This window comes from Ideonella sp. (assembly GCF_041918995.1).
GTDB lineage: Bacteria > Pseudomonadota > Gammaproteobacteria > Burkholderiales > Burkholderiaceae_C > Ideonella.
Genome location: NZ_JAYRUN010000001.1, coordinates 320,990 through 331,661 on the forward strand (window position 1 = coordinate 320,990; position 10,672 = coordinate 331,661).

8 protein-coding genes are annotated in these 10,672 nt (G+C 73.0%); 6 read left to right on the top strand and 2 right to left on the bottom strand.

Going from position 1 to position 10,672, the window contains the following annotated elements; genetic code table 11:
- Positions 1–90: 90 nt before the first annotated feature.
- From ACE3UN_RS01525 to ACE3UN_RS01535, 3 genes are all read left to right on the top strand, one after another.
- Positions 91–660, top strand: coding sequence for a YaeQ family protein (locus tag ACE3UN_RS01525; protein WP_374673131.1), 570 nt, complete (start codon positions 91–93; stop codon positions 658–660).
- 114 nt (positions 661–774) lie between these two features.
- The gene (locus tag ACE3UN_RS01530; protein ID WP_374673132.1) at positions 775–2,940 is read left to right on the top strand and encodes a prolyl oligopeptidase family protein; all 2,166 of its coding nucleotides are present in this window, start codon (positions 775–777) and stop codon (positions 2,938–2,940) included.
- A gap of 16 nt (positions 2,941–2,956) precedes the next feature.
- Positions 2,957–3,874 carry a glutaminase gene (locus ACE3UN_RS01535; RefSeq protein WP_374673133.1) on the top strand — a complete coding sequence of 306 codons (918 nt, stop codon included), beginning with the start codon at positions 2,957–2,959 and terminating at the stop codon, positions 3,872–3,874.
- A gap of 25 nt (positions 3,875–3,899) precedes the next feature.
- Here ACE3UN_RS01535 and ACE3UN_RS01540 read toward each other — a convergent pair whose 3' ends face one another.
- Positions 3,900–5,591, bottom strand: a complete 1,692-nt coding sequence (locus ACE3UN_RS01540) for a long-chain fatty acid--CoA ligase (protein WP_374673134.1) — start codon at positions 5,589–5,591, stop codon at positions 3,900–3,902.
- 209 nt (positions 5,592–5,800) lie between these two features.
- On the opposite strand from ACE3UN_RS01540, the gene ACE3UN_RS01545 reads away from it, so the two are divergent.
- Both ACE3UN_RS01545 and ACE3UN_RS01550 read left to right on the top strand, forming a co-directional pair.
- Positions 5,801–6,310: a hypothetical protein gene (locus ACE3UN_RS01545; protein WP_374673135.1), complete on the top strand. Its 510-nt coding sequence runs from the start codon at positions 5,801–5,803 to the stop codon at positions 6,308–6,310.
- Between the two features lie 100 nt (positions 6,311–6,410).
- Positions 6,411–8,801 carry an ATP-binding protein gene (locus ACE3UN_RS01550; protein ID WP_374673136.1) on the top strand — a complete coding sequence of 797 codons (2,391 nt, stop codon included), beginning with the start codon at positions 6,411–6,413 and terminating at the stop codon, positions 8,799–8,801.
- Between the two features lie 21 nt (positions 8,802–8,822).
- Here ACE3UN_RS01550 and murB read toward each other — a convergent pair whose 3' ends face one another.
- Complete coding sequence (gene murB / locus ACE3UN_RS01555) at positions 8,823–9,839, bottom strand: UDP-N-acetylmuramate dehydrogenase (protein WP_374673188.1); 1,017 nt, start codon at positions 9,837–9,839, stop codon at positions 8,823–8,825.
- 128 nt (positions 9,840–9,967) lie between these two features.
- Here murB and ACE3UN_RS01560 point away from each other — a divergent pair, with 128 nt between their 5' ends.
- Complete coding sequence (locus ACE3UN_RS01560; RefSeq protein ID WP_374673137.1) at positions 9,968–10,468, top strand: YajQ family cyclic di-GMP-binding protein; 501 nt, start codon at positions 9,968–9,970, stop codon at positions 10,466–10,468.
- Positions 10,469–10,672: the final 204 nt, after the last annotated feature.

The following is a 10,672-nucleotide window of genomic DNA, read 5'->3' on the forward strand; positions in this document are numbered from 1 at the left end:
CCGCGCCGGCGCGCGGGGATTGGCCCCGGCCGGCGGTTGATACCATCCGCGCCCCACCCTGCCCGACGCCGCCCGCTCCGCGGCGCACCCATGGCCCTCAAATCCACCATCTACAAGGCGCAGCTGCAGATCGCCGACATGGACCGGTCGCTCTATGCCGACCACGCCCTGACCCTGGCGCGCCACCCGTCCGAGACGGACGAGCGGCTGATGATGCGCGTGCTCGCGTTCGCCCTGGCCGTGCCGCCGGACACCGACCGCGGCGCGCTGGAGTTCGCCGCCGGCCTGTCCGACACCGACGAGCCCGACCTCTGGCAGAAGGACCTCACCGGCGCGCTGGTGCAGTGGATCGAGGTGGGCCAGCCGGACGACCGGCGCCTGGCCAAGGCCTGTGGCCGCTCCGAGCGCGTGCGCCTGTGGGCCTACAGCAGCGCCGTGCCGATCTGGTGGTCGGCCCTGCAGGGCAAGGTGGCGCGGCTGGGCAACCTGGAGGTCTGGCAGGTGCCTGCCGCCCAGAGCCAGGAACTCGCCGCGCTGGCCGAGCGCGGCATGCAGCTGCAGATCACCGTGCAGGACGGGCACATCTGGGTGGGCAACGGCCGCAGCTCGGTGGAGATCGCGCCGGTGGCGCTGAAGTCGGCCACGCCGGCGGGACGATGACCGTGCTTGACGAGGCGGCGCGCCAGCCACCTCTATGATCGGCCCGCCGTCGCCCATCCGGCTGGCGGCGCCGCCCGTCGCCACCGCGACACCGAGCACCCGCCACCCCCACCCATGCCACGACACCTGCTCACTCCCCTGGCCGCCACGCTGATGGCCGTCGCCACCTTCCACGCCATGGCCACCCCCCCTGCGCCCGCCGCCCCCACCGCCTCGGCCCCGGTCAGCCCCATGCCGGCCGACCCGTACCTGTGGCTGGAGGACGTGCAGGGCGACAAGGCCCTGGGCTGGGTGAAGGAGCGCAACGCCGCCAGCCGCAAGGTCCTGGAGGCGCACCCGGATTTCGACGCCAACCGCACCCGCTTCAAGCAGATCCTGGACGCCAAGGAACGCATCCCGTACGCCACGCGCCAGGGCGACTGGTTCTACAACTTCTGGCGCGACGCCGACCACCCCCGCGGCCTGTGGCGCCGCACGCCGCTCGCCGAGTACCGCCAGCCCGCGCCCAAGTGGGAGGTGCTGCTCGACGTGGACGCGCTGGGCAAGGCCGAGAGCACCAACTGGGTGTGGTCGCGCGCCAGCTGCCTGGGCGGGCGCTCCACGCGCTGCCTCGTGTCGCTGTCGCGCGGCGGCGCGGACGCCACCGTCGTGCGTGAATTCGACCTGGCCACCAAGCGCTTCGTCGAGGGCGGCTTCGCCCTGCCCGAGGCCAAGAGCATCGTCGAGTGGCTGGACGAGGACACGGTGTTCGTCGGCACCGACTTCGGCCCCGGTTCACTCACCGACTCGGGCTACCCGCGCGTGATCAGGCGCTGGCAGCGCGGCCAGCCGCTGGCGCAGGCGGTCACCGTCTACGAGGGCCGCGCCACCGACGTCTCCGCCTTCGTCAACGTGGACGACACGCCGGGCTTCGAACGCACCACCTTCGGCCGCTCGCCCGACTTCTTCAGCACCGAGATCGCGGTGGCCGGCAGCCTGCGTGGCGACAAGCCCGTCACGCTGGACAAGCCGGCCGACGCGCAGCTCGCGTTCTGGCGCGACCTGGTGCTCGTCGAACTGCGCAGCGACTGGACCGTGGGCGGCGCGACCTGGCCACGCGGCTCGCTGCTGGCCGCCGACGCCACCGCGTACCTGAAGGGCGAGCGCCGCTTCACCGCGCTGTTCACGCCCACGCCGGCACGTTCGCTGTCGGGCTACTCGTTCACGCGCAGCCAGGTGCTGGTCAACGTGCTGGACAACGTGGCCGGCCGGGCCGAGGCCTGGTCGCGCCGCGCCGACAGCAGCTGGGCGAAGAAGGACATCGCCGCGCCCTACCCCGGCACCCTGGCGGTGACGGGCCTGCACGACCCCAAGGTGGCCAACGACCCGCTGGCCGAGGCCTTCACGGCCACCTACGTCGACTTCCTCACGCCCGACAGCCTGCTGATGGGCAGCACCACCAGCGACACGCTGGAGAAGATCAAGTCACGCCCCGCCTACTTCGCAGCGGCCGGCATGAAGGTGGAGCAGCGCTTCGCCACCTCGAAGGACGGCACGCGCGTGCCCTACTTCGTGATCTGGCCGCAGGGCGCGAAGGCAGACGGCAGCAACCCCACGCTGCTGTACGGCTATGGCGGCTTCGAGGTGCCCATGAACCCCTGGTACTCCGGCGCCTTCGGCACCGGCTGGTACGCCAAGGGGGGCGTGATGGTGGTGGCCAACATCCGCGGGGGCGGCGAGTTCGGCCCCGGCTGGCACCAGGCGGCCATCAAGGCGAACAAGCAGAAGAGCTACGACGACTTCATCGCCGTGGCCGAGGACCTGGTCGCCGCCAAGGTGACCAGCCCGCGCCACCTGGGCATCATGGGTGGCAGCAACGGCGGCCTGCTGGTGGGCGCGGTGATGACCCAGCGCCCCGAGCTGTTCAACGCGGTGGTCTGCCAGGTGCCGCTGCTGGACATGCGGCGCTTCAACCAGCTGCTGGCAGGCGCCAGCTGGATGGCCGAGTACGGCAACCCGGACGTGCCGGCGGACTGGGCCGTGATCTCCCGCTACAGCCCGTACCACAACGTGAAGCCCGGCGTGCGCTACCCGCACCCGCTGATCATCACCAGCACGCGCGACGACCGCGTGCACCCCGGCCATGCACGCAAGATGGCCGCCCGGATGATGGAGCAAGGGCACGAGGTGCTGTACTACGAGAACATCGAAGGCGGCCACGGCGCCGGCGCGGACAACTTCCAGCACGCCGACCGCCAGGCCCTGGAGATGGCCTACCTCTGGCAGCGGCTGGGCAAGTGATGCCCCGCGGGTGACGATGGGCGGCTATTCGACGGTGCTCGAGCAGATCGAGCAGGAGGCACGGCCCCTGGCCGTCCAGGGCGAGGTGGCCCGCTACATCCCCGAACTGGCGGGCGTGCACCCCGACCAGTTCGGCATGGCGGTCGTCACGCTCGATGGCAGCGTGCATGCGTGCGGTGATGCACGCGTGCCGTTCTCCATCCAGTCCATCTCCAAGCTGTTCTCGCTCACCCTCGCCTTCACCTGCCTGGGCGACGCGCTGTGGCAGCGCGTGGGGCGCGAGCCCTCGGGCACCGCGTTCAACTCGCTGGTGCAGCTGGAGACGGAAAAAGGCATCCCGCGCAACCCGTTCATCAACGCCGGGGCGCTGGTGGTGACCGACGTGCTCTGCACCCGCTTCGTCAACCCCGAGACGGCGCTGGTGGAGTTCGTGCGCCGGCTGTCGGGCAACACCGGCATCGACTACGACCTGCGCGTGGCGCGCAGCGAGCTGGACACCGCCTTCCGCAACCGGGCGATGGCGCACTTCATGCGCAGCTTCGGCAACCTGGTCAATCCGGTGGACGACGTCATCGACGCCTACTGCCGGCACTGCGCCATCCGCATGGACTGCGTGGACCTGGCGCGCGCGGTGGCCTTCCTGGCCAACGGGGGCGTCAACCCGTGGACGGGCGAGCGCATCGTCAGCGAGAGCTCGGCCAAGCGCCTGTCGGCCCTCATGCTCACCTGCGGCACCTACGACGCGGCGGGCGACTTCGCCTACCGCGTGGGCATCCCCTGCAAGAGCGGCGTGGGCGGTGGCATCGTCGGCCACATCCCGGGGGAGCTGGGCGTGTGCGTCTGGTCGCCGGCGCTGGAGGCATCGGGCAACTCGCTGGCCGGCAGCGTGGCGCTGGAACGCTTCACCACGCTCACCGGACGCTCGCTGTTCTGAGCCGCGCCGGGCAGGCGGCCGGCGCTCAGTGCGGCTCCTTCTCCTGCAGCAGCCGCCACATCACCTTGCCCGAGCCCGACTTCGGCAGGGCCTCGGCGAACTGCACGATGCGCGGCGCCTTGTAGGCCGCCATGTGCTCGTGGGCCCAGTCGATGATCTGCTGCTCGCTCACCTGACCCCGCGCCTCCGGGCGCAGCACCACGATGGCCTTCACGGTCTCGCCGCGGTAGGCGTCCTTCGCGGCGATCACGCAGGCCTCCGCCACGGCCGGGTGGCCATACAGCAGCAGCTCCACCTCCGATGGCCACACCTTGAAGCCGCTGGCGTTGATCATGCGCTTGAGGCGGTCGGTGATGAAGAAGTAGCCGTCCTCGTCGATGCGGCCCAGGTCGCCGGTGCGGAAGTAGCGCCGGCCGTCCTTCTCGACGAAGGCCGCGGCCGTGGCCTGCGGGTGCTGCCAGTAGCCCTGGAACACCATCGGCCCGCTGGTGATGATCTCGCCCACCTCGCCCGGCGGCAGCGCCTGCTGGGTCTCGGGGTCCACCACCAGCGAGTCCACGCCGAAGATGGGCATGCCCAGGCATTGCAGCTTGGCCCGCTCGGGCGGGTTGGCGTGGCTCGGTGCCGCGGTCTCCGTGAGCCCGTAGCCTTCGGCGAAGGACAGGCCGAACTCGTCCTTCAGCCGCTGGGCCACCGCCGCCGGCATGGCCGCCCCGCCGCCCGACAGGTACAGCAGGCTGGACAGGTCGAAGCTGCGGTAGTTGGGGCTGGCGAACAGGTCGATGATCATCGTGGGGATGCAGGTCCAGTGCGTCACCCGGTAGCGCGAGATCATGCGCCCGGCCAGCTCGCGGTCCCAGCGCGGCAGGATGACCATGGTGGAGCCGGCATACACCGGCGCGAGCACGCCGTACAGCGTGCCGGTGATGTGGAACATGGGCACCACGGCCAGGCTCACCGATTCGGCCGACGCGAAGCCCCACAGGCCGCCGCCGACCGTGTTGGGCATCAGCGTGCGGTGCGTGTGCATGCAGCCCTTGGGCAGGCCGGTCGTGCCCGAGGTGTAGGGCAGCAGGGCCAGGTCGTCGGGCTGCGCCTGCGACGGGCCCGCAGGCGCCAGGCCCGCGCCCAGCGCATCCGCCCAGCGGGTGACGCCCGCCGGCAGCGGCGGGTCGGCCCTCAGCCACTGCCCCATGGCCGCGGGCGGCTCCAGGTCCGGCGGCACCACCTCGGGCAGCATGTCGGCATAACGGGTCGCCAGGATGGCACGCAGCCGCTGCCCGGGCGCCAGGCGCGCGTCGGCCTCGGCCACGATGGGCGCCAGGTCGGCCGCACAGATGACCACCTGGGTCCCGGGGTCGGTGATGTAGTGGCCGAACTCGTCGACCCGGTTCATCGGGTTCACCGGCACCACCACCGCGTCGGCGCGCATCACGGCATAGAAGGCCACGAGGTACTGCGGGCAGTTCTGCAGGAACAGCGCCACGCGGTCGCCCCGGCGCACGCCCTGGGCCTGCAGCCAGCCTGCCAGCGTCTCGGCCTGCGCCTTGAGCGCGGCATAGCTGAGCGAGGTGCCGAAGAACCAGGCCACCGGCTTGTCGGGATGGCGGGCCGCGGAGACCTCGAGGTTGAACCACAGGCTGGTCTGGGGCACCGCCAGCTCATGGGGCAGGCGGCGCGGCCAGTGGGCGAGATGGGGGCGGTGCGAAGGGATCATGGCGGGATCGGAAGGTGGCGGCCGCAGGCGCGCGGCGTCGATCTGCCGGTATAGCCGCGCCCGGCCCGCCCCCACCACCGGGCATGCCCGGGGCCCCCCTGTCACCGCCGGGACAGGCGTCCGTGCCCCGCCGGCCGGCACAGCACTTGCTCGCGCCGGGGGCACCGCGCGCCGCCGCACACCCCTGCCCGGCGTCCGCCCGGCATCCCATGCTGCCCTGCGTCATCGACATCGAAGCCTCCGGGTTCGGACCCGGCAGCTACCCCATCGAGGTGGGCTACGTGCTGCCGGATGGCGGCGCCCGCTGCACACTCGTGCAGCCGGCCACCGGCTGGACGCACTGGGACGAGCGGGCCCAGCGCCTGCACGGCATCGACCGGGACCTGCTGCGCCGCCACGGCCGCCCGGTGGCGGTGGTGGCGCGCATGCTCAACGACGACCTGGCCGGGCGCCTGGCCTACACCGACAACTGGGCGCACGACTACCCCTGGCTCGCGCGCCTGTTCGACGCCGCCGGGGTGGCGCCGGCATTCCGCCTGGCCCACCTGCGGCAGCTGCTCGACGAATCGCAGGCCGCCCGGTGGGACCGCGCGTTCGCCGCGGCACAGCGCCGGCTGCGCGTGGACCGGCACCGGGCCAGCAACGACGCCCGGGTGGTGCAGCGTGCCCTGCGCCACCTGGGCGTGGCGGCCCCGGTCATGGCCGGCCGCGCACCGTGAGGGCCCGGCGGGGCTGCCTAGAATCGCGGCTCCGCACCATGCCCCTCCGCCCCCCCGCCCCTGGTCCGCAGGCCCCCGGCCCCCTGCGCCCGCCCTCGCCGTGAGCGCCCCGCCCGCCGAGGCGGCGCCCGCCGTGGCGCCGGACGCGACGCGCGGCCGTTGGGCACCGGCCACGGTGCAGCGCCTCATGTGGGGCGTGGGCACCGTGCTGCTGCTCACGCTGCTGGCCACCGGATGGCTGCACCTGCGCCTGGACCGCGTGGCGGGCGATGCGGCCACGCCGCAGGACAGCCGGCAGGCCTGGCGGCTGTTCGAGCTGGAGGCTTCCTTGCAGGCGCTGCTGGACGCGCTGCATGCGGTGCCACCGCCGGCACCGGACACGCCACCCGCTGCCGTGCCCTGGCACCGCGCGCGCGAGCGGCTGGCCGAGGCAGGCCGCCTGATGGCGCCGCTGCAGGGTGAGTCGTCGCCGGATGCGGAGTCGGCCCCTTCCTCCGCCCTCCCGGCACCCGCGGGCACGCTGCAGGCCCTGCGCGCCTGGCAGCCACGGGCCGTGGCCCTGCTGGGCACGAGCACGCCCACGGCCGACGCCATCGCCTCGCTGCGGGACGATCTGGAGCTGCTGATGCCCGACCTGCGCCGGCTGTCCCGCGCCGCCAGCCAGCAGGCCGCCGAGCGCGCGCTGCAACGCAGCCGGGCGCTGCACGACCACCAGCGCCTGGCGCTGTCGCTGACGCTGGTGCAGGCGCTGGTCACCGCCGGCTTCGCGCTGCTGCTGCTGCGCCAGCTCCGCCAGGCCGGCCGGCGGCAGGGCGAGCTGCGCGAGCTGGCGGCCCGGCTGGACGCCGCGCGCGCCAGCGCCGAGGTGGCCAACCAGAGCAAGAGCGTGTTCCTCGCCAACATGAGCCATGAGTTGCGCACGCCCTTCAACGGCGTGCTGGGCATGCTCGCGCTGCTGGACGACAGCCCGCTGGACGAGGTGCAGCGGCGCACGCTGCGCACGGCACGTGAATCCGCCACCCACCTGCTGGCGCTGCTCAACGACCTGCTCGACGCGTCGCGCCTGGAGCAGGGCCGGCTGTCCCTGCGGCGCGACGCGGTGGACCTGGGCGAGCTGGCGCGCGCCGTGCACACCGTCATGGCGCCCGCCGCGGCGGCCGGCCAGCTGCGCCTGGAGTGGCGCATCGCGCCCGGCACGCCGCACACCGTGCTGGCCGATGCCACGCGCCTGAAGCAGGTGCTGTTCAACCTGCTGTCCAACGCCATCAAGTTCACCGACCACGGCGAGGTGGAGTTGCTCATCGAGCGCGCGCCCACCCGCGGCCGGCCCCTGCACGACAGCGAGGCGGTGTGGATGGCCTTTCGCGTGCGCGACACCGGCCGCGGCATCGAGCCCGACCTGCGCCAGCAGCTCTTCGAGCGCTTCGTCCAGGGCGACGACAGCGTGAGCCGCGCCCATGGCGGCACGGGGCTGGGCCTGGAGATCTCGCGCGGGCTGGCGCGGCTGATGGGCGGCGACATCCTGGTGGACAGCAGCCCCGGCCTGGGCAGCACCTTCAGCCTGGAGGTGCCGCTGGTGGAGACGACGGGCTCCCAGGTGGCGCCCCGGCGCGCAGAGCCGGCCGCCGCGCGCCACCTGCCGCGCGCGCTGGACGTGCTGGTGGCCGAGGACCACGCCGTCAACCGGCAGTACGTGGGCGCGCTGCTGCAGCGCGCCGGCCACCAGGTGCGGTTCGCGGCCAACGGCCAGGCGGCGCTGGACGAGGCGCAACGCGCCGTGCCCGACCTGATCCTGATGGACGTGCACATGCCGGTGCTGGACGGGGTGCGGGCCCTGCAGGCCTTGCGCACCTGCGGCAGGCCGCTGTCGACCGTGAAGGTGGTGGGCGTCACGGCCGATGCCTTCGACGCCACCCGCGACCGCATGGCCGCCGCCGGGGCCGACGCGCACCTGGTCAAGCCGTTCGATGCGGCGGCGCTGGAATCGCTGCTGCTGGCGTTCTTCGGCGTGGACGGCCCCGCGCCCCCCGGCGCGCCGCGCCCGCTGGCCGGCGGGGAGCCGCCCGCCACGCCGCCCGTGCCCCCGGGTGACGGCGTCGACGCCACCCCCGCACGCGGCCGCACGGAGGCGCCGGTGGCGGTGGACGCCAAGGCGCTGGCCGATCTGAGCGGCCTGCTCGGGCTGCCCGCGGTGCGCGTGCTGGTGGCCGACCTGTTCGGTGACGCATCCCGCGCCTGGGCGGACCTGATCGACGCGCTGCAGCGCCGTGACGCCGCGGCGGTGGCCGGCAGCGCCCACCGCTTCAAGGGTGCCGCCCACCTCATGGGCATGCCGTGGCTGGCCGAGCGCGCCGAGGCCGTGCATGCCCATGCCGGCCCCTGGAGCGACGACGACGCCGACGCGGCCATCGTGTCGCTGCGCATGGCCTGGCAGGCCAGCCAGACCATGTGCCGCCGCCTGGGCCTGCTGGAGCCGGAGCCGCGCGGCTGACGCAGCCGCGTGCCCTCCCGGTCAGACGATCACCGGCTCCGGATCCAGGCGGATGCCGAAGCGCCCGTAGACGCTTTCCTGGATGGCCCGCGCCAGCGTGACCACCTCGGAGCCGATGGCGCCGCCGCGGTTCACCAGCACCAGGGCCTGGCGGTCGTAGACCCCCGCATGGCCGATGGCCTTGCCCTTCCAGCCGCAGGCGTCGATGAGCCAGCCCGCCGCCAGCTTGAACTGGCCGTCGGGCATGGGGTAGTGCACCACGTGCGGGTCGCGCGCGATGATGTCGCGGCACTGCTCGGCGCTCACCAGCGGGTTCTTGAAGAAGCTGCCCACGTTGCCCACCCGCGCGGGGTCGGGCAGCTTGGCGCGGCGGATGGCGCAGACCCAGTCGAACACCGTGCGGGCGTCGGGCTCGGTGACGCCGGTCTCGGCCACCTTGCGCTCGAGGTCGAGGTAGCCCAGCACGGGCCGCCAGGGCCGCGGCAGGCGAAGCCGCACGCGGGTGATCACGCTCTTGCCGGCCAGCGCGCCCTTGAAGACGCTGTCGCGGTAGCCGAAGCGGCACTGGCTGGCGTCCAGCGTCACGGTGCGGCCCGTCACCAGGTCCACGGTGTCCAGCGAGGCGAAGCGGTCGGCCAGCTCCAGGCCGTAGGCGCCGATGTTCTGCACGGGCGCGGCGCCCACGGTGCCGGGAATGAGGGCCAGGTTCTCCAGCCCGCCCACCCCCATGTCCAGCGTGCAGGCGACAAGGTCGTGCCAGCGCTCGCCGGCGCCCGCCTCCACCACCACCGCGTCGTCGGTCTCGCGCACCACGCGGATGCCGCGCACCTCCACCTTCAGCACCAGCTCCGGCATGTCGCGGGTGAGGATGACGTTGCTGCCGCCGCCGAGCACGAACTTGGGCGCCCGGCCCAGCTCGGGGTGGGCGAGCACGCGCCGCACGTCGGATTCGTGGCGGATGCGCACCAGCCGGCGCGCCGTGGCGGGCAGCCCGAAGGTGTTGTGCTCGCGCAAGGGCACATCGTGCTCGATCCCCAGCGGCGCGGCGTCGGGCGAAGGCGAGGCGGCCGCGTCGGCCGGGCGGGGGTCCTGCATGGCAGAATTTTCGCCCATCCGCCTGGCCCGCCGGCCGGCCTGCCCCTGTCGTCTTTCGGACAACCATCGCCATGCCCAGCTTCGACACCGTTCTCGAACCCAATTTCGTCGAGCTGCGCAATGCGGCCGACCAGGCCAACAAGGAGATCGGCACCCGCTTCGACTTCAAGGGCTCGGACGCCCGCGTCGAGCTGGCCGACAAGGGCAAGGACAAGACGCTCACGCTCTTCGCCGACAGCGACTTCCAGCTGAGCCAGGTGCAGGACGTGCTGATGGCCAAGCTCACCAAGCGCGGCGTCGACGCCCGCTTCCTCGACCTGAGCGTCAAGCCCGAGAAGCTGGGCGGCGACAAGCTCAAGCTGGTGCTGCCGGTGAAAGCCGGCATCGACAGCGACACCGCCAAGAAGATCCAGCAGCTGGTCAAGCAGAGCAAGCTCAAGGTGCAGGCCGCCATCCAGGGCGACACCGTGCGCATCACCGGCACCAAGAAGGACGACCTGCAGGCCGCCATGGCGCTGCTGCGCAAGGACGTCACCGACGTCCCGCTGTCCTTCAACAACTTCAGGGACTGATGGAACCCCCACGCTCGCTGGCGCTCGCTGCCCCCCGAGGGGGCGCATGCCGCGGACCGGCAGAGCCGGATCCGGGCATGGAACCCCCACGCTCGCTGGCGCTCGCTGCCCCCCGAGGGGGCGCATGCCGCGGACCGGCAGAGCCGGATCCGGGCATGGAACCCCCACGCTCGCTGGCGCTCGCTGCCCCCCGAGGGGGCGCAT

Bases quoted from the DNA above. Each gene is read 5' to 3' on its own strand.
- ACE3UN_RS01525 (WP_374673131.1), top strand. From the start codon at position 91: ATGGCCCTCAAATCCACCATCTACAAGGCGCAGCTGCAGATCGCCGAC.
- ACE3UN_RS01530 (WP_374673132.1), top strand. From the start codon at position 775: ATGCCACGACACCTGCTCACTCCCCTGGCCGCCACGCTGATGGCCGTC.
- ACE3UN_RS01535 (WP_374673133.1), top strand. From the start codon at position 2,957: ATGGGCGGCTATTCGACGGTGCTCGAGCAGATCGAGCAGGAGGCACGG.
- ACE3UN_RS01540 (WP_374673134.1), bottom strand. From the start codon at position 5,591: ATGATCCCTTCGCACCGCCCCCATCTCGCCCACTGGCCGCGCCGCCTG.
- ACE3UN_RS01545 (WP_374673135.1), top strand. From the start codon at position 5,801: ATGCTGCCCTGCGTCATCGACATCGAAGCCTCCGGGTTCGGACCCGGC.
- ACE3UN_RS01560 (WP_374673137.1), top strand. From the start codon at position 9,968: ATGCCCAGCTTCGACACCGTTCTCGAACCCAATTTCGTCGAGCTGCGC.